This is a genomic window from Lentzea sp. NPDC058436 (assembly GCF_042721515.1).
In the GTDB taxonomy this organism is placed as follows: domain Bacteria; phylum Actinomycetota; class Actinomycetes; order Mycobacteriales; family Pseudonocardiaceae; genus Lentzea.
In genome coordinates this window covers 12,820-33,619 of sequence record NZ_JBHXLF010000007.1, presented here as the reverse complement: position 1 = coordinate 33,619, position 20,800 = coordinate 12,820, and the positions used below count along the sequence as shown (strand labels likewise).

23 protein-coding genes are annotated in these 20,800 nt (G+C 69.9%); 11 read left to right on the top strand and 12 right to left on the bottom strand.

From position 1 onward, the window contains the following. Nucleotides 1-111: 111 nt before the first annotated feature. Nucleotides 112-759 carry an O-methyltransferase gene (locus ACFWN2_RS25250; RefSeq protein ID WP_382431266.1) on the bottom strand — a complete coding sequence of 216 codons (648 nt, stop codon included), beginning with the start codon at nt 757-759 and terminating at the stop codon, nt 112-114. A gap of 56 nt (nt 760-815) precedes the next feature. Between ACFWN2_RS25250 and ACFWN2_RS25245 the strand changes: the two genes are divergently transcribed. Together ACFWN2_RS25245 and ACFWN2_RS25240 are read left to right on the top strand one after the other, a co-directional pair. Continuing rightward, entirely contained in the window at nt 816-1,439 is a 624-nt protein-coding gene (locus tag ACFWN2_RS25245) for a TetR/AcrR family transcriptional regulator (protein ID WP_382431265.1), read from the top strand. Then, a complete protein-coding gene (locus ACFWN2_RS25240) occupies nt 1,436-1,933 on the top strand; it encodes a GNAT family N-acetyltransferase (protein ID WP_382431263.1) in 498 nt (165 codons plus the stop codon). Before ACFWN2_RS25245 ends, ACFWN2_RS25240 begins: the two co-directional genes overlap by 4 nt. A gap of 16 nt (nt 1,934-1,949) precedes the next feature. On the opposite strand, the gene ACFWN2_RS25235 is transcribed toward ACFWN2_RS25240, so the two are convergent. Continuing rightward, complete coding sequence (locus ACFWN2_RS25235) at nt 1,950-2,438, bottom strand: HIT family protein (RefSeq protein WP_382431261.1); 489 nt, start codon at nt 2,436-2,438, stop codon at nt 1,950-1,952. Between the two features lie 178 nt (nt 2,439-2,616). On the opposite strand from ACFWN2_RS25235, the gene ACFWN2_RS25230 reads away from it, so the two are divergent. Then, on the top strand, nt 2,617-5,820 hold the full coding sequence (locus tag ACFWN2_RS25230; RefSeq protein WP_382431259.1) for a S8 family serine peptidase: 3,204 nt from the start codon (nt 2,617-2,619) through the stop codon (nt 5,818-5,820). A gap of 39 nt (nt 5,821-5,859) precedes the next feature. Here ACFWN2_RS25230 and ACFWN2_RS25225 read toward each other — a convergent pair whose 3' ends face one another. The 3 genes from ACFWN2_RS25225 to ACFWN2_RS25215 form a co-directional block, all read right to left on the bottom strand. Then, a complete protein-coding gene (locus ACFWN2_RS25225) occupies nt 5,860-6,603 on the bottom strand; it encodes a hypothetical protein (protein ID WP_382431257.1) in 744 nt (247 codons plus the stop codon). Further along, nucleotides 6,600-7,106 carry an RNA polymerase sigma factor gene (locus ACFWN2_RS25220; RefSeq protein ID WP_382431255.1) on the bottom strand — a complete coding sequence of 169 codons (507 nt, stop codon included), beginning with the start codon at nt 7,104-7,106 and terminating at the stop codon, nt 6,600-6,602. The genes ACFWN2_RS25225 and ACFWN2_RS25220 overlap by 4 nt, the downstream gene beginning before the upstream one ends. A 99-nt stretch (nt 7,107-7,205) precedes the next feature. Then, nucleotides 7,206-7,856 (bottom strand): MerR family transcriptional regulator, encoded by a 651-nt coding sequence (locus ACFWN2_RS25215; RefSeq protein WP_382431253.1) that lies wholly within the window; start codon nt 7,854-7,856, stop codon nt 7,206-7,208. A gap of 69 nt (nt 7,857-7,925) precedes the next feature. On the opposite strand from ACFWN2_RS25215, the gene ACFWN2_RS25210 reads away from it, so the two are divergent. Genes ACFWN2_RS25210 through ACFWN2_RS25195 form a run of 4 tightly spaced genes read left to right on the top strand, consistent with a single transcriptional unit; the run spans nt 7,926 to nt 12,673 of the window. After that, nucleotides 7,926-8,816, top strand: coding sequence for a hypothetical protein (locus ACFWN2_RS25210; protein ID WP_382431251.1), 891 nt, complete (start codon nt 7,926-7,928; stop codon nt 8,814-8,816). Then, nucleotides 8,813-9,262 (top strand): ABA4-like family protein, encoded by a 450-nt coding sequence (locus tag ACFWN2_RS25205; RefSeq protein WP_382431249.1) that lies wholly within the window; start codon nt 8,813-8,815, stop codon nt 9,260-9,262. The genes ACFWN2_RS25210 and ACFWN2_RS25205 overlap by 4 nt, the downstream gene beginning before the upstream one ends. A gap of 34 nt (nt 9,263-9,296) precedes the next feature. Continuing rightward, nucleotides 9,297-10,568 carry a thiolase family protein gene (locus ACFWN2_RS25200; RefSeq protein ID WP_382431247.1) on the top strand — a complete coding sequence of 424 codons (1,272 nt, stop codon included), beginning with the start codon at nt 9,297-9,299 and terminating at the stop codon, nt 10,566-10,568. Beyond that, nucleotides 10,565-12,673 (top strand): 3-hydroxyacyl-CoA dehydrogenase NAD-binding domain-containing protein, encoded by a 2,109-nt coding sequence (locus tag ACFWN2_RS25195; RefSeq protein WP_382431245.1) that lies wholly within the window; start codon nt 10,565-10,567, stop codon nt 12,671-12,673. The genes ACFWN2_RS25200 and ACFWN2_RS25195 overlap by 4 nt, the downstream gene beginning before the upstream one ends. A gap of 55 nt (nt 12,674-12,728) precedes the next feature. On the opposite strand, the gene ACFWN2_RS25190 is transcribed toward ACFWN2_RS25195, so the two are convergent. Both ACFWN2_RS25190 and ACFWN2_RS25185 read right to left on the bottom strand, forming a co-directional pair. Then, a complete protein-coding gene (locus ACFWN2_RS25190) occupies nt 12,729-13,055 on the bottom strand; it encodes a hypothetical protein (RefSeq protein WP_382431243.1) in 327 nt (108 codons plus the stop codon). Nucleotides 13,056-13,185: 130 nt separating this feature from the next. Continuing rightward, nucleotides 13,186-13,689 carry a DUF2199 domain-containing protein gene (locus ACFWN2_RS25185; protein ID WP_382431241.1) on the bottom strand — a complete coding sequence of 168 codons (504 nt, stop codon included), beginning with the start codon at nt 13,687-13,689 and terminating at the stop codon, nt 13,186-13,188. A gap of 62 nt (nt 13,690-13,751) precedes the next feature. On the opposite strand from ACFWN2_RS25185, the gene ACFWN2_RS25180 reads away from it, so the two are divergent. Next, the gene (locus ACFWN2_RS25180) at nt 13,752-14,387 is read left to right on the top strand and encodes a CPBP family intramembrane glutamic endopeptidase (protein ID WP_382431239.1); all 636 of its coding nucleotides are present in this window, start codon (nt 13,752-13,754) and stop codon (nt 14,385-14,387) included. On the opposite strand, the gene ACFWN2_RS25175 is transcribed toward ACFWN2_RS25180, so the two are convergent. The 4 genes from ACFWN2_RS25175 to ACFWN2_RS25160 all read right to left on the bottom strand — a co-directional run bounded on the left by ACFWN2_RS25175 (nt 14,378) and on the right by ACFWN2_RS25160 (nt 17,078). Next, nucleotides 14,378-14,785 (bottom strand): type II toxin-antitoxin system VapC family toxin, encoded by a 408-nt coding sequence (locus ACFWN2_RS25175; protein WP_382431237.1) that lies wholly within the window; start codon nt 14,783-14,785, stop codon nt 14,378-14,380. The genes ACFWN2_RS25180 and ACFWN2_RS25175 overlap by 10 nt on opposite strands. Next, entirely contained in the window at nt 14,773-15,060 is a 288-nt protein-coding gene (locus tag ACFWN2_RS25170) for a type II toxin-antitoxin system Phd/YefM family antitoxin (protein WP_382431235.1), read from the bottom strand. Before ACFWN2_RS25170 ends, ACFWN2_RS25175 begins: the two co-directional genes overlap by 13 nt. A 156-nt stretch (nt 15,061-15,216) precedes the next feature. Further along, nucleotides 15,217-16,524: an FAD-dependent monooxygenase gene (locus tag ACFWN2_RS25165; RefSeq protein WP_382431233.1), complete on the bottom strand. Its 1,308-nt coding sequence runs from the start codon at nt 16,522-16,524 to the stop codon at nt 15,217-15,219. Beyond that, the gene (locus ACFWN2_RS25160; protein ID WP_382431231.1) at nt 16,521-17,078 is read right to left on the bottom strand and encodes a helix-turn-helix transcriptional regulator; all 558 of its coding nucleotides are present in this window, start codon (nt 17,076-17,078) and stop codon (nt 16,521-16,523) included. Before ACFWN2_RS25160 ends, ACFWN2_RS25165 begins: the two co-directional genes overlap by 4 nt. Nucleotides 17,079-17,166: 88 nt before the next feature. Here ACFWN2_RS25160 and ACFWN2_RS25155 point away from each other — a divergent pair, with 88 nt between their 5' ends. Then, on the top strand, nt 17,167-18,882 hold the full coding sequence (locus ACFWN2_RS25155; protein ID WP_382431229.1) for a glycoside hydrolase family 5 protein: 1,716 nt from the start codon (nt 17,167-17,169) through the stop codon (nt 18,880-18,882). Here the strand turns inward: ACFWN2_RS25155 and ACFWN2_RS25150 are convergent. Continuing rightward, nucleotides 18,837-19,571 (bottom strand): arylamine N-acetyltransferase, encoded by a 735-nt coding sequence (locus ACFWN2_RS25150; RefSeq protein ID WP_382431227.1) that lies wholly within the window; start codon nt 19,569-19,571, stop codon nt 18,837-18,839. The genes ACFWN2_RS25155 and ACFWN2_RS25150 overlap by 46 nt on opposite strands. 17 nt (nt 19,572-19,588) lie before the next feature. On the opposite strand from ACFWN2_RS25150, the gene ACFWN2_RS25145 reads away from it, so the two are divergent. Further along, nucleotides 19,589-20,398 (top strand): DUF72 domain-containing protein, encoded by an 810-nt coding sequence (locus ACFWN2_RS25145; RefSeq protein WP_382431225.1) that lies wholly within the window; start codon nt 19,589-19,591, stop codon nt 20,396-20,398. Nucleotides 20,399-20,438: 40 nt separating this feature from the next. Further along, on the top strand, nt 20,439-20,795 hold the full coding sequence (locus ACFWN2_RS25140) for a peptidase inhibitor family I36 protein (protein WP_382431223.1): 357 nt from the start codon (nt 20,439-20,441) through the stop codon (nt 20,793-20,795). Nucleotides 20,796-20,800: the final 5 nt, after the last annotated feature.

The window sequence follows — 20,800 nt, the reverse complement described above, 5'->3', positions numbered from 1 at the left end:
ATCAGTACTTTCTGAGGGTGGACGACGGCCTCGACTCGCGCCGGGACAGTCCCGGCGCGCCGCCGAGCGCCGTCGTCACCACGTCGACCGCGCTCCCCCGCGCTGCCGTGCTCACGCCCGGCAGCTGATCTCCATGCCGTCCTCGACGGGAAACGCGACGCTGACGTACCCGTTCGCCGGGTCGCGCACGTAGGCGAGGTAGCCGGCCATCGAGTCCTGGTCGATGTCGTCGGCGACGACGATCGCGCCGTCAGCGAGTCGTGGTTCGAGATCGCGCAGCACCGGCAGGCAGAGGTCCTTCCACCCGTCGAGCAGCACCAGCCCGATCGGCCCCTTCAGGTCCGCGAGCGTGCGGCGCGCGTCGCCGGGCAGGATCGTCGCGACGCCGCCGAGCCCCGCCTCGTCGAGGTTCTTCCTGGCCGTGGCGACCTTCACCTCGGACATCTCCGTCCCGTACACGTGCCCTGTGCCGTTGTCCGCGACCGCCGCGGCGAGGTAGAGCGTCGAGATGCCGAACGACGTGCCGAACTCGACGACGGTCTCCGGCCTGCTCGCCCGCACCAGCGCGTAGAGCAGGTCCCCGCCACGCGCCGAGATCGGCATGTAGACCCCGGCCAGCAGATCGGCTCGTTCCTGCGGCCCGGCCTGCCGCACCGCGTCCCACTCCAGCGCCCCGAAGGTGTCGTCGTCGCCGTCGGCAGCACCGAACAGCCGGTCGAGCACCGTTCGCACCCGCGGCTCCCGCAATGTGTTCACCATGGCGGCTAGACTAGACGCAACGTTGCGTCTTGACTAGATCACACTAAGGTTGGGCGATGGCGAGCAGCAGGGCCGGCACAAGCAGCACCGGTACACATCGGGGCAACAGGCACGGCCGCAGCGAGGAAGCCCGGCAGGCCGTCCTCGAAGCGGCCGACGACCTCCTCGCCGAACGCGGCTTCGCCGGCGTGACGATCGAGGGCATCGCCGCACGGGCGGGCGTCGCGAAGCAGACGATCTACCGCTGGTGGCCGTCCAAGGTCGACGTCCTGCTGGAGGCGTTCACCGAGGACATGGCCGAGCACCTCACCCCCGAGGACCTCGGCGACCTCGGCGCCGACCTGCGCGTCCACCTGGCCCGCCTGGCCGAGTTCCTGACGGAGTCGGACCCCGGCGCCGTGTTCCGCGCCCTGACCGGCCAGGCCCAGCACGACCCGCAGCTCGCCACCCGCCTGCGCGACGACCACCTCAGCCACCAGCGCGCCCGCGACGCCCTCCCCCTGCGCCGCGCCGTCGAACGCGGCGACCTCCCCGCCGACCTCGACGTCGACCTGGCCCTCGACCGGCTCGTCGGCCCGATCTACTACCGCGTCCTGGTCACCGGCGCCCCGGTCACCCGCGAGTTCACCAACGCCCTCGTCGCCGCGTTCCTGCACGCCTGGGAGCACGGCCCGCGATGATCCGCACCGACCGCCTGGACCTGGTCCCGCTGGCCGTCCGGCACGCCGCGGAGATGGCCGAGGTGCTCGCGGACCCGGCCCTGCACACCTTCACCGGCGGCGCCCCGCTCACCGCCGAAGCACTCCGAGCCCGCTACGAACGACTGGTGGCGGGCTCCCCCGACCCCGCCGTCCGCTGGCTGAACTGGGTGATCAGCCTGCGCGACGAGAACAGCCTCGCCGGCACCGTCCAGGCGACCGTCGACGGCGGGACCGCCGAGATCGCCTGGGTCGTCGGCACCCCGTGGCAGGGCAGGGGCATCGCCCGCGAGGCGGCCAGAGGCCTCGTCACGTGGCTGGGCACCCAGTCAGTCCGCACCGTGATCGCCCACGTCCACCCCGAGCACCACGCGTCCGCCGCCGTCGCCGCCTCGGCCGGCCTCACCGCCACCGGCGACGTGCACGACGGCGAAGTCCGCTGGCTGCTCCACCTCACCCCGCCACACGCGGACTGATATATCGGCCGATATATCAGTCGGCCATGCGCTCACCGAGCCTGCGAGCGAGGTCCGCGACGTCGTCGTCGGGCAACTCGAGGTGCCCGCGAGAAGCCTCGAACACGGCGATCTGCTGGTCCTCGTAGGGCACGCCCGGCGGCAGCGGGGCGAGGTGCCAGTGGACGTGCCGGTTGGCCTGCTGACTGCCGAGCGACAGGACGTAGAGCCGTTCGACGGGCAGCAGTTCGCTCAACGCGCTGCCCGCCCGGTGCACGACCCGTTGCAGAGCGGCGTACTCGTCGGGCGTGAAGTCGGCGACGACGTGTTCGCGGTGCTCGACAGGCGCCACGAGGAAGTGCCCGGTCACCGACGGGAACCGACTCGCGAAGACGATCGCGACGTCGTCCCGGTGGGCGACGTGGTGCGGGTAGTCCGGGTTGCCGGCGAGGAGTTCGCAGACGAAGCAGGCGCGCCGGGCGAGCGCGAGGTAGCCGTCGGTGTCCCAGGGCACACGAGTGGTCATGATCCACGTCTACCCGCGTGCCAACGGCGATGTCGGAAGCACTGCCAGACGCACCGCCGGAAGCACTGCACTACCCCGGAAGCGCTGCCGGAACTGTTGACAGTTGCCATTGCGAAATATCGGGGCCGGCTGACGGACATATGCCGCCGAGGAGTTGTCCGTCCCAGAGAGGCCTCCGTTGAAGCGAAACCTCCCCCTCGCCGTGGCCGGCGTCGTGTTGGCCACAGCCCTGAGCGGCGCCACCCCCGCCGCCGCGACAACATCTGCGACCACCGCAGCGACTACGTCCGCGACCGCCGCCCCCGCAGACCAGCCGGCGTCCGGGCAGTGGATCACCCTGATCACCGGCGACCAGGTGCTGACCGACGCCAAGGGCAAGCCGAAGCAGTGGAAGCCCGCGCCCGGCCGTGAACACGTCATGGTCGCCACAAGAGAGGACGGCGAGCACCTCTACGCCGTGCCTCAGGACGTCGAGGCGATGATCACCGAGGGCAGGCTGGACCAGCGCCTGTTCGACCTCGCGCTGCTCAGCAGGCCCGAGTACACCAAGCGCAAGGGTCTCGGCGTGCTGGTCTCGGGCGGCACCGGCCTGCGCAACGCACGCCAGTTCAGCCGCATCGGCGTGGACGCCGTCACGGTGACGGCCGAGACCGCGCCGGACGTGTGGAAGTCGCTGACGAACGCCCGCGCGGCGAAGACCACGATCTGGCTGGACGCCGTCCGCAAGGCCGCGCTCGACCGCAGCACCGCCCAGATCGGCGCGCCGCAGGCGTGGCAGGCCGGGTTCGACGGCACCGGCGTGAAGATCGCCGTGCTGGACACCGGTGTCGACAACACGCATCCCGACCTCGCCACGCAGGAGATCGCGGAGAAGAACTTCACCGAGTCCCCTGACAACAAAGACCGCGTCGGGCACGGCACGCACGTCGCGTCCATCGCCGCCGGCACCGGGGCGAAGTCGGGCGGGAAGTTCAGGGGCGTGGCTCCCGGCGCGCGCATTCTCGACGGCAAGGTGCTCGGGGACGACGGGTCCGGTTTCGAGTCCGGGATCCTCGCGGGCATGGAGTGGGCCGTCGAGCAGCAGGCGGACGTCGTCAACATGAGCCTCGGCGGCGACGACAGCCCGTTGCTCGACCCGATGGAGATCCTGGTCAACAGGCTCTCGCAGGAGACCGGCACGCTCTTCGTCATCGCGGCGGGCAACGCGGGGCCGAACAGCGTCGGTTCGCCCGGCAGCGCGGACGCCGCGCTCACCGTCGGTGCCGTGGGCCGCGACGACAAGCTCGCGCCGTTCTCCAGCACCGGTCCCCGCAACGGTGACGGCGCGATCAAGCCCGACATCACCGCGCCCGGCGTCGAGATCGGTGCGGCCGCGGCGGGCGCGCTCGGCGAGACCAGGCCCAAGCCCGCCGACGGCTACATCGCGCTGAGCGGCACGTCGATGGCGACCCCGCACGTCGCGGGCGCCGCGGCGATCCTGGCCCAGGTGCACCCGGACTGGCGCGGCGAGCAGATCAAGGCCGCGCTGACGGCGAGCGCGAAGCCCGGCGCGTACACCCCGTTCGAGCAGGGCTCGGGCCGTACGGACGTCGCCAAGGCGATCAAGCAGACCGTCACCTCGAACTCCGTCTCGTTCGGCACGGCGTTGTGGCCGCACCACGACGACGTCCCGATGACGCGCGACGTCGTCTACCGCAACGAGGGCGACCAGCCGGTCACGCTCGCGCTCAAGCTCGACACGGCGGCACCGCAGGGCTTCTTCACGCTCAAGGACGCCACTCTGACCGTGCCCGCGCACGGCACGGCCACCACCACGCTCACCACTGACACCAAGATCGGTGGCGACGCGTCCGGCGCGTTCAGCGCGTACGTCAACGCGAGCGGCGGCGGCCAGTCCGTCGTCACCCCCGCGGCCGTGACGCGCGAGGACGAGCGCTACACCCTCACGATCAAGGCGATCGGCCGCGACGGCAAGCCCGCCGCGGACTGGCGGGCGGAGCTGCAGGGTGTCACCGGGGACGCGCAGGGCGGTTTCGCCGGTCTCGGCACCGGCCTGGAGACCCTGCGCGTGCCGAAGGGCCGCTACCTGCTGACCGGCCGCCAGTGGGTCTCGCCGGACCAGCCGAACCCGAACTACAACTGGTTCAACGGCACGAACATCGACATCAAGGCCGACACCTCGATCACGCTCGACTCCCGGCAGGCCAAGCCCGTCGACGTCGACTGGCCGAGTGGCACCCCCGAGGAGCGCCACTCGTACATCAGGGTCGGCCACAAGATGCCGGTGACGGAGTACGGCTTCGGTCTGCTGGGCGTGCCGCTGCAGTTCCTCAGCACCGCGCACGTCGGTCCGGAGGGCAAGGCCGGCGAGATGAACGAGCTGCTCGTCGCCTCCTACACCGGCGCCGGCCGCGACGAGTTCCACCTCGCCGACCAGTCCACGACGCTCACGAAGTTCTGGACGGGCTACCGCAAGCAGCTGAGGTCCCAGGACGTCGTGACCATCGAGGCCGCGTCGGGCACCACCGCGCCGGACCGCACCGGCTACCTGTTCGCCAGCGCCGCCGTCGGGGACAGCCCGCTGTTCGGCGTCGCGTTCGGGCACGCCCTGCCGCACACCAGGAAGATGTACCTCTACTCGCCCAAGCACACCTGGGGCTTCCGCTTCGAGCAGGACGGCAGCGCCGGCACCGAGGCGTACTGGGCCGCGGAGGACGAGCAGTTCAAGCCGGGCCGCACCTACAAGAAGACGTTCAACACCGGAGTCTTCGGCCCCGCGCTCACCAATGAACGCCGCGTCGGCCTCTACCGCGACGGGGACGTCCTCTTCGGCAGCCTGCCGTTCTTCGCCGACGGGCAGGGCCGCTCCGGCGGTTCGGTCGTGGACTCGGGGTCGACGGTGCTGCGGCAGGGCGGCAAGGTGGTCGACTCGACCGACCGGCCGCTGGACCTGGAGACGTTCTTCTCGCTGCCGCAGGCTCCCGGCCGGTTCGAGCTGACCACCACGGCGAACCGCTCGGGCGTCGCGGCGATCAGCACCTCGGTCACCACGACGTGGGGCTTCGACTCGGCCACGACGCCGGCCGTCACGCAGTTGTCGTTGCCGATGGTCCGGTTCACGCCGGCGCTCGGCCTCGACGGGACGCTGCCCGCGTACCGGGTCCAGCCGATCCCGCTGACCGTGCAGGGCAAGGTGAAGTCGCTGTCCGCGCAGGTGTCCTACGACAAGGGCCGCACCTGGCAGCGGACACTGGTCGTCGGCGACTCGATGCTGGTGATCAACCCGGGCCGGGGCGGCAGCGTCTCGCTGCGGGCCACGGCCGTCGGCAGGAGCGGTGAGTCGGTCACCCAGACCGTGGTCAACGCCTACCTGACGAAGTAGTGCGAGTGCGGCGGGCGCCCGGACCGGGCGCCCGCCGTCTCAGCGCTTCGGGAACGCCTCGTCGTAGAGCGCGCGCAACGACGGTTCGTCGATCCCGCTGTACCCGCAGCCCATCACCTTGAGGTCGCTCGCCGCGACGAGGTACCTCCGGCCGGTCTCGGGTTCGAACCCGAGCAGCACGGGCGCGCCGGTGGTGTTCCTGACCTCGACGAGGTCGGCCTCCCCCGTCCAGGCGCGATGCACCTGGAGCGTCACGACGTCGCCCTCGACCCGCAGGACGGTGGCCTCGAACGCCATCTGCGCCTGCTCGGCGAGGACCGCCGCCTCGGGCTGACGGCACCGGACGTCCCCGTCGGCAGGCCCCGCCGTGAGCACGGCGATCGTGGTCTTGCGGCCGCTGGACGACGTCGTGGTCGTCGCCGGCGCCTGCGACGTGCTGGTGCCGGGCGACGGCTGAGCGCTGGTCGCCGGCCGTCCCCCGCTGGTGTCGGGCAGCCCGTGCCCGTTCTCCAGACCGGGCTGCGTCGTCGTCGGCAACGCGACGTCCGGCCGCGGTGCCCGCTCGGAGTCCCCGCCGGTCAGCACCAACGCTCCGGCGACCACCGCGATGACGGCCGCGGCGCCGACGAGCAGCGGCAGCCGTCGCGAGGGGAATCTCGGCGCGACGGGAACGTCGAGCGCGGCACCGGCGACGCGCCGCCGCGCCTCGTCCTCCGGCAGGGGCCGCAACGAGCGCGCCGGATCGGCGCGGCGCATCCGGTCGCGCAGGTCGTCGTCGGTCACGGCCGCTCTCCTTCCGCCTGCTCGTCCAGCAGGGACTTCAACTTCCGGCGTGCCCGGTGCAGGCGGATGCTCACGGCGTTGGCGCTCATGCCGACCACCTGGGCGATCTCCGCGGGGCCGAGCTCCTCCCACGCCCAGAGCCGCACCAGCTCGGCGTCCGCGGAGGACAGCCGCGCGAGCGCTCCGGCCAGCCCCGGATCCGGGTCGTCGCGCGCCGGCGCGTGCTCCGGCGGTCTGGCGAGCTGCCAGATCCGCACGAGCAGCCGGTCCTGCCTGCGCCGCGACCGTTCCGCGTTGGCGAGGCAGTTGCGCGCCACCGCGTACGCCCAGGCCAGCGGTTCGGCCGGCATGTCGTCGCGGCGCCGCCAGGCGACCAGCAGCGTCTCGGACAGCACGTCGTCCGCGGTCGCGGCGTCGGTCCGCCGCGCCAGGTACCGGCGCAGCGGCTCGATCAGCTCCTGCGCGACGGCCTCGAACCCCGTCTGGCGCGGTTCCACGTCCACCTGCTCCACCCCAGGTCATGTCCGGCAGGACGCCCGCTCTTTCACCCCCGCGCCGATATATCAGTCGGCCGATATATCAGTTAGAGGGTGTCACGGTGGTCAGACGCCCTCACCAGGCACGATCCGGTCGCTGAGCACCTCACCAGACACCTGGGCGTGGGCGAGCCGCCGGACGGCCTTGAGGACCGTGTCGCCCATGAGGGTGCCGACGACCATCGCCTCGATGACGTCGTCGGGCGAGGTGTGCCGGACGACGTACTCCAGGTCGGCCTGCGCGATGATCCGCAGCCCCTCCAGGTAGGGGTCGAGGAGGTCCCTGAAGTCGTTGTGGCCGAGCGAGCGGGCCGCGGACAGGGCCGCCGCGAGCATGTGGGTCACGTTGGACTCGGTCACGTCGACGCACTCGGTCTGGCCGTGGCGCCCGAAGAACTCCTGGACGTCCTTGATCGCCAGCGGGTCGAGCTCGGCCGGGCCGGGCTGGCTGATGGCCTCCTGCACCGCGCCGAGCTTGTGGTGCAGCGACTCGTCGCGCGTGTCGATCGCGGTCAGGACCTCGCGCACGGTGGCGATCGAGAGGCCGCCCACCTCCATGAGCGCGCGGACCAGCTTGAGCCGGCGCAGGTGCTCCTCGTCGTAGTGGGCCTGGTTCGGGCTGGTCAGCACGCCGGCGGGCAGCAGTCCCTCACGCAGGTAGTACTTGATCGTCGGCACCGGGACGCCGCTTCGCTTCGCAAGCTCGCCAACACGCATATGGATAGTGTACCTTCCCGTTTGTCGATAGCGGAGAGTGCCGCTATCCATTCGTTCGAGGGGGCTCGAATGCTGAAGGCAGCGCAGAACTGGCACCGGCCGTTAGTGGTCTTCGGATCACTGATGGTGCTCCTGATCCCGATCGCGCTCGTCGGACTGCTGCTCGACGACCGGACGGTGGTCAACTCGCCGATCTGGCTCAAGCCGTTCAAGTTCGCCGTGTCGCTCGCTCTCTACGCGTTCACGCTGGCGTGGCTGCTGACCTACCTGAAGAGGTTCCAGCGCGTCGGATGGTGGGCGGGCACCATCCTCGCGGCGGCGGGCGCCCTTGAGATGGTCGTGATCGTCGGCCAGGTCATCCGCGGTCGGCGCAGCCACTTCAACTTCGAGACGCCGCTCGACACGACGCTGTTCTCGATCATGGGCTCCACCATCGTCGTGCTGTGGGTGACCCACGCGATCGTCGCGATCCTGTTGTGGCGCACCGAGTTCGAGAACAAGGCGCTCGCGTGGTCGATCCGGCTCGGGCTCCTGATCTCGTTCCTGGGCCTCGGCGTCGGGTTCCTGATGACCAGCCCGAAGCCCGGCCAGGCGCTCGACGGCGACACCCTCGGCTCGCACACCATCGGCGCGGCCGACGGCGGCGCCTACATGGCGATCACCGGGTGGAGCACCGAGCACGGCGACCTGCGGGTCGGCCACTTCGTCGGCATGCACGCGCTGCAGGTGCTGCCGGTGATCATCGCGCTGCTCGGCGCCCGCGCCAACACGAAGATCGCCTGGGTCACCAGCGCGTCGTTCCTGGGGATCTTCCTGCTCGTGACCTGGCAGGCGCTGCGCGGCCAGTCCCTCGTCCAGCCGGACGGCACGACGTTGCTCGCGCTGGCCGGAATCGTCGTCGCGACCGCACTGGGACTGGTGTGGGCGCGTGAACCGAAGAAGGAGCTCGTGTCCGCATGACCGCCCTGCTGTTCGACCTGACGTTCCTGGTGGCCGCGCCGTTCTGGGCGCTCATGATCCTCGCGCCGAAGTGGTCGTGGACGAAGAGGATCGCCGAGTCGTACCTGATCGTGTTGCCACCGGCCCTGATCTACGTCGTGTTGCTGGTCCCGGAGCTGACCACGGTGCTGCCACTGGTCACCCGGCCCGAGATCGGCCCGCTGGCGGACTACCTGGCCACACCGGCCGGCACCGCGCTGGTGTGGGCGCACATGCTCGCGTGGGACCTGTTCGTCGGACGCTGGATGTACCTGGAGGGACGCCGCCTCGACGTCCACCCGCTGGTGATGGCACCCGTTCTGGTGATCACCATCCTCCTGGCCCCGGTCGGGTTGCCGCTGTTCCTGATCGTGCGCAAGGTGTGTGACGCAAAGAACAGGGGTACCGCTGTGGTTACTCACCAGTAACTAGGGCTAGAGTTGGCGTTACCGACCGGTAGGGATGTCGCGCTCCCCCGCCGGAGTGGACAGAGTTGTCACCACAAGTGGAGGAGACGCCGTGGCCGCACCAGCAGCGCCGGCACGCGTTCGGAACGTGGTCTTCGTCGACGGCGTACGCACGCCGTTCGGCAAGGCCGGTCCCAAGGGGATCTTCGCCGAGACCCGTGCCGACGACCTGATCGTCAAGGTCATCCGGGAGCTGCTGCGCAGGCACCCCGAGCTGCCGCCGGAGCGGGTCGACGAGGTCGCCATCGCCGCGACCACGCAGATCGGCGACCAGGGCCTCACGCTCGGACGCACCGCCGCACTGCTCGCGGGCCTGCCGAAGTCGGTCCCCGGCTACTCGATCGACCGCATGTGCGCCGGCGCGATGACCGCCGTGACCACGGCCGCGAGCGGCATCGCGTTCGGCGCCTACGACATCGCCATCGCGGGCGGCGTCGAGCACATGGGCCGCCACCCGATGGGCGAGGGCGTCGACCCGAACCCGCGCTTCCTGTCGGACCGCATCGTCGACACCAGCGCGCTCGTCATGGGGCAGACCGCGGAGAACCTGCACGACCGGTTCCCGCACATCACCAAGGAGCGCACGGACGCCTACGCGGCCGCCTCGCAGGCCAAGTACGCCGACGCGCTGAAGAACGGCAAGATCGGGCCGGAGCTCGTGCCCGTCGCGACCCGTTCCGCGGAGAACGGCTGGGGCCTCGCGACGGCCGACGAGCCGCCGCGTCCGGGCACCACGGTCGACGACCTGGCGAAGCTCAAGACGCCGTTCCGCCCGCACGGCCGGATCACCGCGGGCAACGCGGCCGGTCTGAACGACGGCGCGACCGGCTGCATCCTCGCCGAGGAGGAGACCGCGCGCGAGCTCGGCCTGCCCGTCGGCATGCGGATGGTCGGCTACTCGTTCCTGGGTGTCGAGCCCGAGGTCATGGGCATCGGCCCGGTTCCCGCGACGGAGAAGGCCCTTCAGCGCGCCGGTCTGTCCATTGAGGACATCGGCCTGTTCGAGGTGAACGAGGCGTTCGCGATCCAGGTGCTCGCGTTCCTCGACCACTTCGGCATCGCCGACGACGACGCCCGCGTGAACCAGTGGGGCGGCGCGATCGCGACCGGCCACCCGCTGGCTTCCTCCGGCGTGCGCCTGATGACGCAGCTCTCGCGCCAGTTCGCTGAGCGTCCGGACGTCCGTTACGGCCTCACCACCATGTGTATCGGCATCGGCATGGGTGGAACGGTCATCTGGGAGAACCCGAACTGGAGTGGCAAGTGACCATCACCGCTGAGGAAGCAAAGGCGATCTTCCCCGACGAGGTCGTCACTCACGCCAAGACTCGTCTGATCAGCGTGCCCGGCCTCGACAAGCCGGTCGCGTTCATCACGATCGACAACGGCCTGGACCACACGCGTCCGTCGACGTTCGGTCCGCAGTCGCTGGTGTCGCTCGGCGCCGCGTTCGACGAGGCCTACGCGGCTTCACCGGCCGCGATCGCCGTCACCGGCAAGCCGTTCATCTTCGCCGTCGGCGCCGACCTGACCGCCGTCGAGCAGGCCACGGACCGCTCGCAGGGCGTCACGATCGGCAAGCTGGGCCACGAGGTCTTCAAGAAGTTCACCGACTCGGACATCCCGACCTTCGCCTTCGTCAACGGCGCGGTCATGGGCGGCGGCCTGGAGCTCGCGCTCTCGTGCCACTACCGCACGCTGGCGTCGAACGCGGCCGCGATCGCACTGCCCGAGGTGTTCCTGGGCCTGTTCCCCGGCTGGGGCGGCACGCAGCTGCTGCCGAACCTGATCGGCGCCAACGACGCCGTGACGGTGATCTTCGAGAACGCGTTGAACCAGAACAAGATGCTCAAGCCGAAGGACGCGCTCGGCCTCGGCATCGCGGACGTGCTGTTCGACTCCGCGGACTACCTGGAGCAGTCGCTGCTGTGGCTGTCCGGCGTCGTGCGCGGCGAGATCTCCGTGCCCCGCAAGGAGATCGACCGCGGTGACGCGTGGGACGCGGCCGTCGCGCGAGCCAAGGGCATCGTGCACGGCAAGACCAAGGGCGCGGCGCCCGGCGCGTTGAAGGCGCTGGAGCTGCTGGAGCTGGCGCGCGAGAACGACCTCGACAAGGGCTACGCCGCCGAGACCGAGGGCCTCGCGGACCTCGTCATGAGCGACGAGCTGCGCGCGGGCCTGTACTCGTTCAACCTGGTGCAGAAGCGCGCGAAGCGGCCGGCCGGTGCTCCCGACAAGTCGTTGGCGCGCAAGGTCACCAAGGTCGGTGTCGTCGGTGCGGGCCTGATGGCCTCGCAGATGGCGCTGCTGTTCATCCGCCGCCTGCACGTGCCGGTCGTGCTGACCGACATCGACCAGGCGCGCGTGGACAAGGGCGTCGGCTACGTCCACAGCGAGATCGACAAGCTGGCGTCGAAGAAGCGCGTCTCGCCCGACGAGGCGAACCGCCTGAAGGCTTTGGTCTCCGGCTCGCTCGACAAGGCCGCGTTCTCCGACGCCGACTTCGTGATCGAGGCCGTGTTCGAGGACCTCGCCGTGAAGCAGCAGGTGTTCGCCGAGGTCGAGGAGCACGTCTCCGCGGAGGCCATCCTCGCCACGAACACGTCGTCGCTGTCGATCACGGACATGGCGTCGAAGCTCAAGCACCCCGAGCGGGTCGTGGGCTTCCACTTCTTCAACCCGGTCGCGGTCATGCCGCTGCTGGAGATCGTGCGCGCCGAGCAGACCGACGACGCCACTCTCGCCACGGCGTTCTCGATCGGCAAGCAGCTCAAGAAGTCCTCGGTGCTCGTGAAGGACGCGCCCGCGTTCGTCGTGAACCGCCTGCTGACCCGCTTCATGGGCGAGGTCATCAAGTCGGTCGACGAGGGCACGTCGTTCGAGGTCGCCGACAGGGCCACCGAGCCGCTGGGCCTGCCGATGTCGCCGATGATCCTGCTGCAGCTGGTCGGTTCCGCCGTCGCGCTGCACGTGTCGGAGACGATGCACGGCGCGTTCCCGGACCGCTTCTCGGTGTCGGACAACATGAAGAAGTTCGTCGCCGCGGGCAAGGGCGCCGTCTGGCAGTGGGACTCGTCCGGCAACCAGACCGTCGACCCCGAGGTCCTGGCGCTGTGGGACTTCGGCTCGGCGCCGCTCACCGGCGACGAGGTGAAGAACCGCGCGCTGGAGGCACTCGCCGAGGAGATCCGGATCATGCTCGACGAGGGCGTGGTCGCGGAGGCGCAGGACATCGACCTGTGCATGCTCCTGGGCGCCGGGTGGCCGTTCTGGCTGGGCGGCATCACCCCGTACCTGGACCGCACCGGCATCTCGGAGAAGGTCACGGGCAGGCGCTTCCTGGCGCCGGGCGTGGCCTCCGTGCCCGCCTAGTTCCGGGCAGCCGAAGCCCCGGCTCCTCCTCGACGGAGCCGGGGCTTCGCCACGTCTAGACCTCCGGCACCATCTCCGGCTCGTGGAGCTCGACCTCACCGGCCTTGCAGATGAAGTAGGCGTCGATGTTCGTCGCGCGCAGCGTCACCTCGGAGCCCGCCACCAGCTCCCGGTAGCGCGGCAGGTCGGGCAGGCCGATGGCGACGGTGTCGAACGGGTGCGTCTGGCGCAGCATCAACGACCTGCGCAGCGCCTCGCCGAACGCCCAGCGGGGCGATTCCTCGTCCCCGGGAACTTCTACCAGCGCGCCTTCGAGGTGGCGTTCGAGCGCGGCTCGCACGTGGTCCGCCGTGCTCCACGCCGCGATGTCCGTGACAGTCATGTGTCACGTATCGGGATCAATGGCCGGATCATTAGCACTTCGGATGTTTCGATCAGGTCATGTTCCGCGGCACCGAACCGTCCGTACGTACGGTTTCTTCCGGTCTCGGGGTGGGACTCGTCCGCGTTCCTCACTGGTGGAACGCGATCTCCGCGAACTCCCGCACCCGCGCGACCGTGATCCCCTCGCGCTGCTCCACGGCCAGCGGGTGGCCGGTGGGTTCGAGCTCGATCACCGGGCGCACGCCGATCTCCTGCGTGTGCAGGTTGGTCTTGAGGTTGAGCGTCGTCGGCTCGTACCCCGGCAGGACGGTCGACAGCCACCCGAAGTACGGCGGCTCGTGCACCCGTGCCGGGTTCTCGAAGACCTCGGCCATGCGGGAGAAGTTCGCCGGCGAGAGCGACACCCACACGCCCCACTCCAGGTCCTCGTCGGCGTCGCGCACCGGCAGCACGATGCGGCCGCGCACGAAGAAGTGCTCGTCGTTGATCACGCACTGCTCCTCGCCGAGGACGCTCGCCGGGTTCTCGGCCATCTCGGCCGACCAGTACGCGGGAGCGGGCATCGAGTAGGCGAACGGCAGGCCGTCGTGGACCTGACCACAGCTCCCGCAGGTGAACGCCGGAGAAATCATGGCGGGCAGCCTAGAGGTTCGCGGACGCCTCCAGTTCACCTCGCCCACCTACCCTCACCGCCGTGCCGATCACCGCGCAGCGCCGGGCCTACCTGACGGCCGAGTACGTCGCCGTCTTCTTCGGCTTGGCCCTCGTCTACTTCTTCCTGGCACGCGGCACGAGCCCGATCCCCGTGCTGCTGGTGCTCGGCGGCGCGAGCGTCGCGTACCTGCTGCGCTCCCCCGCGTTCGACCGCAGATCGTTGTGGCGCGGGGAGGAAGTCGGGCTGAGGCCGATCCTGACGCTCTGGGCCGTCGCCGCTGTGGCCGCCACAGCGGTCGTCGCGGCGCTGTTCCCGGACCGGCTGTTCGAGTTGCCGAAGGAGCAACCGCTGCTGTGGCTGGCGGTGATGGTGTTCTACCCGCTGCTCAGCGTGTACCCGCAGGAACTGGTGTTCCGCGCGTTCCTGTTCGAACGCTACGGGCCGGCGTTCGGCACCTGGACTGTCGCGGCGAGCGCGGCGGCGTTCGGGTTCGTGCACATCGTGTTCGGCAGCTGGGTGTCCGTGGTGCTGTCGGCAGCGGGCGGCTGGCTCTTCGCCACCCGCTACCGGCGCACTCGGTCACTTCTGGCGGCGTCGGTCGAGCACGCGCTGTACGGCGTGCTCGTGTTCACGGTCGGCCTCGGCCAGTACTTCTTCCACGGAGCTCAGACCTGACGGATCGGCACGACCTCGACGAGCCGGGCGACGTCCTTGAAGTCCTTGACGTTCATCGTCAGCACCGGCAGACCCGCGACCGCCGCGGTGGCCGCGATCTGGAGGTCCATCCGCCGCGGCCGCGGGCTACGGCCGGCCCGCCGCACGAGCGACGCCATCTGCCCGTAGACCTTGGCCTCCTCGACGCCGAACGGCAGCACCTCGAACGTCTGCAGCGCCGCGTAGTACCGCTCCGTGCGCGCGAACCGCTCGACCGGGTCCTCGGTGTCGAGCCCGAACGCGAGCTCCGCGATCGTGACGGCGCTGAGGAACGGCTGGGCGTTGAGGTACTCGCCCAGATTCGCCCGCTCGAGCCTGATCAGCACACAGGTGTCGAGCAGACAGCTCAGCTCTGCCACGGGTCGTCCAGCGGGTCGTCCTCGCCGAACACCTGGTCGGCGGCGCGCCGGTCGGCCTCCCAGCGGTCCGCGTCGACGGGCGGCAGGGTGCCGAAGAGCACCTGCACGTCACCGAGCGGCGGACGGCTCACGGGGTCCTCCCGGTACGGCGAGAGCTGGGCGACGGGTTTGTTGTTGCGGGTGACGACGAAGCTCTCACCCGCCTCGACGCGTCGCATGATCTCCGCGTTGTCGTTGCGGAGCTCACGCTGGCCGATGGCTTTGAGCTGCTGCATGCCACCACCGTAGCGCAGTACGCCAAAAAGTGCTACAGAGTGGCTACAGGCCGTCCCGGCCATCCGCGACACGTGCTGAAAGCCCCGCCACGAGTCGTTCCGCACCGACGCCTACTTCGACAACACCATGCGCGACGCCGTACAACGCGCCGGACCTCACGGCCCGGTCCACGTCTCGATCGCCGTGGTGAGCGTCGCCGGATCGGCCACCCACGCGACGTGACCGTCCGGCCGGATCAGCACACCGCCGTGACCGTCGAGGTCGTCGAGCAGCACGGGCCGACCTGGGCGCAGCAGTTCGGCAACGGTGGTGGACCTGCCGCCGACCTCCACCGCGACGTTCGGCGCAAGTCTGCCGAGCAACGGGTGTGCACCCGGTATACGAGCGTCATACCGCGTGTCGACGCCGGTGACGAGCTCAGCGAGATGCTTTCCCGCGACACCGTTCAGGTCTGCGAGCAGCTCTCGCACCGGTGAGAGGGTCTCACCACCCAACAACGACTGGGCCCGCGTCGTCCGCAGCACGCGCGCGCCCGCCGGATGCCGTTCGTCGTGGTAGGTCTGCAGCAACCCTGCCGGCGCCCTGCCCAAGACGGTCGCGGCGAGCTTCCAGCCGAGGTTCATCGCGTCGGCCAGCGCGACGTTCACCCCGACCGCACCGGCCGGCGGGTGGACGTGCGCGGCGTCGCCCGCCAGGACCACCCGGCCGTGCACGTACCGCTCGGCCTGCCGGGCCGCGTCCGAGAACCTGGTGAGCCACAAGGGCCTTCCCAGCGGCACCTCACGACCGAGTCGCGCGTTCAGCAGCTCGCGGACGTACTCGAACTCCACCGGGCCGGACCGCGGTTCGGGCTCCTCCAGCACGATCCGCACGTAGCCGGGCCGGGGCAGCACGAACACCTCACCCGTCGCGAGCGCGTCGTAGTCGGCCTCGACGTCCGCGATCAGCCCGTACGAGGTCGCGTCCACACCGGGGAACGCGATGCCCGCGTGCTTGCGCACGAAGCTGCGGCTACCGTCGCAGCCGATCAGGTAGGAGAAGCGGCGGCGCTCGTCGCCCACCACGACGTCGACCCCGTCGGAGTCTTGTGAAAAGCCGACGACCTCACTCCCCCACCGCACGCGCACGCCGAGTTCGGCGAGCCACTCCTCCAGCAGTTCATCGACCCGGTTCTGCGCGATGCCGAGCGTGTACGGGTGATCGGTGTCCATGGTGGACAGGTCCAGGAACACGCCCGGCACGAACATCCCGTACGTCACCACAGGTCCCTCCGCGAGGAACCGTTCGGCGAGGCCGCGCCGGTCGAGCAGCTCCAGGCTGCGCGCGGACAACGTGAAGCCGCGCGGGTGCGGCCACCGGGCGGGCGCCGCGTCCACCACCTCGACCTCGACGCCGGCCAGCGCGAGTTCCGCCGCCAGCAGCAACCCCGCCGGACCCGCGCCGGCGACCAGGACCGCCGTCACCCCTCCTCCGGCCAGGCGAGCCGGCCCGACTCGACGTCGCCGATGATCTCCTCGACCCAGCCGAGCTCGGCCTCGGCCATCCGGACCGCGTACTCGACCTCCACGACGAACAGCCGGGGCACCTGCTCCAGCGCGTCGCGGTGACCGCCGCGCATCTCCTCCAGCGACCCCCGCAACCCCTCCGCCCGCTCCCGCAACGCCTCCACCGCGCCGGACGGCCCGAGCGCTCCGAGGTAGCTGACGGCGGAGAGGAACTTCGGGAACTCGGCCTGCGGTTCGCGCACCAGCCGGTCGACCCAGCGGACGAACTCCTCGCGTCCCGCGGAGGTGAGCCCGTAGACCGTCCGCTCCGGCCGGGCGCCGACCTTCACCGTCTCACGCGCCTCGATCCACCCCTCGCGCATGAGAGCGCGCACAACGTCGTAGAGCGACCCCGTCGTGACCTTGAAAGCCCTGTCCATACCGCGTTCGCGCAGCGCCGACGCCATCGCGTGCGGATGCAGCGGCGACTCCAGCAGCAGTCCCAGCACCGCCATACCCAGCGGGTTCTTCATCACTCGGCTCCGATCGCTCGGATCCGAGTATTTGTGGAGCCACCCCGGTTGTCAACTAGCCTGTTCAGATATGAGAACGATTCGCGTCTTGGCTCCCCTGCTCCTGGCCGCGAGTCTCGTGGCGCCCGCGCAAGCCGCCCCTGCGGAAGCGAACGCGGACGAGGCGACCTGGACAGGTCCCCTCAGCACCCGAGGCCGATGGATCGTCGACGCCAACGGCGACCGCTTCAAGCTCAAGTCCGGCAACTGGCACGGTGCGAGCGGCACCTACACCGGGTCCGGCGACATCAACGACCCCGCCAACCACCACTCCGGCGAGAAGGCCGCCCAGGTCCCGCTCGGACTCGACCGCGCGACGATGGCCACGATCATCAGCGGTTTCAAGGAGATCGGCGTCAACAGCATCAGGCTGCCGTTCTCCAACCAGATGCTCAAGGACACCAACCCCGTCAACGGTCTGAAGGACGCGCAGCTCAACGGCAAGCGGCCGCTGGAGGTCTACGACGCCGTCGTGGCCGAGCTGACCCGCAACAACCTCGCCGTCATCCTCAACAACCACACCACCACCTCGCGCTGGTGCTGCGGCGTCGACGGCAACGAGCGCTGGAACACCAGTCAGAGCACCGACCAGTGGATCAACGACTGGGCGTTCGTCGCCGACCGCTACAAGGCCAACAAGCGCGTGGTCGGCGCGGACCTCTACAACGAGGTGCGCCGCAACGTCTGGGACGACCCGAACTGGGGCTGGGGCAACGACCACGACTGGCACAAGGCCTCGCAGCAGGCCGCTGACCGCCTCCAGCAGGTCGCGCCCGACCTCCTCGTGATCGTCGAGGGCATCAACTGGACGGGCATCCCGGTCGACGGGTTCGCGCACGGGCGTCCGACGCTCGAACCGGCGCGCTTCCTGAGCCACACGCTGGCCAACCCCGAGAAGCTCGTGTACTCCGCCCACTTCTACGGCTACACCGGCCCGAACCACAGCGGTGCCACGGGAGTCGGCGAGACGACCGACCCGCGTTACCAGGACCTGTCACCGCAGGACCACATCAACGTCCTGCAGCGCCAGGCGTTCTTCATCACCGAGGCGCAGAAGCACTTCACCGCACCGTTGTGGATCAGCGAGTTCGGCGTCGGCGGCCGCGGCGAGAACAACCTCAAGGCGCGCGACTGGTTCGAGCGGTTCGTGAACCAGCTGGTCGCGAACGACACCGACTTCGCCTACTGGCCGCTGGTCGGCTTCCACACCGACCGCGGTGGCAACGGATGGGCGTTGCTGCACTGGGACGCCGCCGGCAACCGCATGGGCGTCAACGACGGTGACGACTGGCGCGCCGGGGCGTGGAACCGCCTCGTCAACGCTCCGAGCCGCACCGGTCAGGTTCCGCGCGAGACGCGGTTCAACCAGCTGCTCAAGGAATCGTGCCCGCAGAGCGAGAAGCTGGTCGGCATCAGCCACACCGGCAACCGCGGCCTGTGCGTCAGCGGTCCACAGTGGAGCAACACCACCAGGGTCACCAACGAGCAGCACGTGACCAACGACTGGGCGTCCGGGTACACGAAGCTCCAGTGCCCGAACGGGAACGCGGCCGTCGGCTACGCGAACTTCACCCTGGTCTGCGCGCCCGTCGCGCAGGGCAACCAGACGCGCGTCCTCTGGTTCGACCGCGGTGACAACCGGCCGGACCAGGGCGGTGACTGGGCCAACGGCCACTACAAGGGCCAGTGCGCGCAGGACGAGCACATCGCCGGTGTCGCCTACAACTGGCGCAGGACGCCGGACGCGTTGCTCTGCCGGAAGTGAAGTCCGAAGTGCTCCAGAAGAGCGGCCGCGGGATCCTCGACGTCAGTCAGGGTCTTGCGGCCGTTCTCCGTTCGCACGATCTTCTTGTCCGTCACGGTGATCCGCCCGGTGGGCAACGCGAGTGACGCCATCGGCCCGGCGCGGAAGTGCGACTCCGGCGCGGTCTGGTGCCACCAGCAGGTCGGGACGAACTCGGCGAGCTCGCGCGGGCGGCGCTCCAGCCGGTAGCGGCGTTCGCCGTCCATCAGCACCTCCACGTCGTCGCCCACGTCCACCAGGCGGAACACGCCGAACGGGTCGTGCTGGTCCTCACGCGACTTCCAGTCGAGCGGGTGCAGCGTGAACGAGCCGAACCCGACGTCGGCGAGCCAGGCGCCGTCCACCACCAGCGCCATGTGGTCGAGCGGCGGGCCGAGCGGCCGGCGCTCACCGATCGTGCGCGCCCCGAGCACGTCGACGTGATGTCCCAAGTGCCGCAACAACTCCGCGAACATCCCGTTGAGCTCGTAGCAGAACCCGCCGCGCCGCTGCACCACGATCTTGTCGTGCAGCCACGGGATCTCCAGGACGATCCGCTCGTCCATGTGGATGTGGAGGTTCTCGAACGGGACGCTCAGCAGGTGCCGTTCGTGCAGCTCCGCCAACGATGACGTGCGCGAGGCACCGATGCGCTGTAGGTAGTCGTCCACCGTGTCACGATAGCCGCATGGGTGAGGTCAGGATCGGCACGTCGGGCTGGGTCTACCCGCCCTGGCGCGGGGTCTTCTACCCCAAGGGCGTCACGCAGAAGCGCGAGCTGGCCTACCTGAGCGAGCAGCTCGGTTCCGTGGAGATCAACGGCTCCTTCTACTCGCTGCAACGCCCGTCGAGCTACCAGAAGTGGGCCGCCGAGACGCCGGACGACTTCGTGTTCTCGGTCAAGGGCAGCCGTTTCATCACGCACATGAAGCGCCTGAAGGACGGCCACGAGCTCCTGGCGAACTACCTCGCGTCCGGAGTCCTCGCCCTGGGCCCGAAACTCGGCCCGATCCTCTGGCAGCTCCCGCCCACGCTGCGGTTCGACGCGGACCTGCTCACGAGCTTCTTCGAGAGCCTCCCCCGCACCACCACCGAGGCCGCCGAGGTCGCGAAGCGCCACGACCACCGCGTCGACCCGGCCCACACGACCACCGACGCGGAACGGCCGATGCGCTACGCCGTCGAGGTGCGCCACGACAGCTACGCCACTCGCGAGTTCACCGACCTGCTCCGGCGCCACGACGTCGCGCTCGTGGTCGCCGACGCCGCCGGCAAGTACCCGCTGATCGAGGAGGTGACGAGCGACTTCGTCTACGTCCGTCTGCACGGCCACGACGAGCTCTACGTCAGCGGCTACACCGACGAGGGTCTCGACCGGTGGGCGGAGAAGGTCAGGGCGTGGCGCGAGCAGGGGGACGTGTTCGTCTACTTCGACAACGACGCGAAGGCCTACGCCCCGCGTGACGCGAAGGCGCTCCAAGATCGTCTGGCCGATTGACCCGAACGGACGCACACTCGTCTGCGACGGAGGTGCGCCCATGTCGTTGAAGAGCCTCATCGCCGCCCTGGCGATCACTGCGGGCGCGGTCGCCTCCAGTGGGATCGCTGTAGCGCAGAGTGACAAGAGCTGCGACAAGGGCGAGTTCTGCGTGTGGGCGGGGCCGGACTACACGGGCGCCGTGCAGCGCCTCGACGTGGAATCGGCCAACCCCGGCGAGTGCATCACCCTCACGGTGACCGGCAAGTCGTTCGCGAACCGCCTGAGCAGGGACGCGACCGTGTACCAGCGCGAGAACTGCTCGACGGAGGCCGAGTTCACCACCTATCCGAAGCACGGCACCTACGTGCCGGACGCCTACTTCGTGATCAGGGGCCTGCAGGTGTGGGGTCCTTAACGACC

Bases quoted from the DNA above. Each gene is read 5' to 3' on its own strand.
- ACFWN2_RS25215 (WP_382431253.1), bottom strand. From the start codon at position 7,856: ATGCGTGTTGGCGAGCTTGCGAAGCGAAGCGGCGTCCCGGTGCCGACG.
- ACFWN2_RS25240 (WP_382431263.1), top strand. From the start codon at position 1,436: ATGATCCGCACCGACCGCCTGGACCTGGTCCCGCTGGCCGTCCGGCAC.
- ACFWN2_RS25190 (WP_382431243.1), bottom strand. From the start codon at position 13,055: ATGACTGTCACGGACATCGCGGCGTGGAGCACGGCGGACCACGTGCGA.
- ACFWN2_RS25200 (WP_382431247.1), top strand. From the start codon at position 9,297: ATGTCGCGCTCCCCCGCCGGAGTGGACAGAGTTGTCACCACAAGTGGA.
- ACFWN2_RS25245 (WP_382431265.1), top strand. From the start codon at position 816: ATGGCGAGCAGCAGGGCCGGCACAAGCAGCACCGGTACACATCGGGGC.
- ACFWN2_RS25140 (WP_382431223.1), top strand. From the start codon at position 20,439: ATGTCGTTGAAGAGCCTCATCGCCGCCCTGGCGATCACTGCGGGCGCG.
- ACFWN2_RS25210 (WP_382431251.1), top strand. From the start codon at position 7,926: ATGCTGAAGGCAGCGCAGAACTGGCACCGGCCGTTAGTGGTCTTCGGA.
- ACFWN2_RS25250 (WP_382431266.1), bottom strand. From the start codon at position 759: ATGGTGAACACATTGCGGGAGCCGCGGGTGCGAACGGTGCTCGACCGG.
- ACFWN2_RS25145 (WP_382431225.1), top strand. From the start codon at position 19,589: ATGGGTGAGGTCAGGATCGGCACGTCGGGCTGGGTCTACCCGCCCTGG.
- ACFWN2_RS25185 (WP_382431241.1), bottom strand. From the start codon at position 13,689: ATGATTTCTCCGGCGTTCACCTGCGGGAGCTGTGGTCAGGTCCACGAC.
- ACFWN2_RS25205 (WP_382431249.1), top strand. From the start codon at position 8,813: ATGACCGCCCTGCTGTTCGACCTGACGTTCCTGGTGGCCGCGCCGTTC.
- ACFWN2_RS25160 (WP_382431231.1), bottom strand. From the start codon at position 17,078: ATGAAGAACCCGCTGGGTATGGCGGTGCTGGGACTGCTGCTGGAGTCG.
- ACFWN2_RS25235 (WP_382431261.1), bottom strand. From the start codon at position 2,438: ATGACCACTCGTGTGCCCTGGGACACCGACGGCTACCTCGCGCTCGCC.
- ACFWN2_RS25170 (WP_382431235.1), bottom strand. From the start codon at position 15,060: ATGCAGCAGCTCAAAGCCATCGGCCAGCGTGAGCTCCGCAACGACAAC.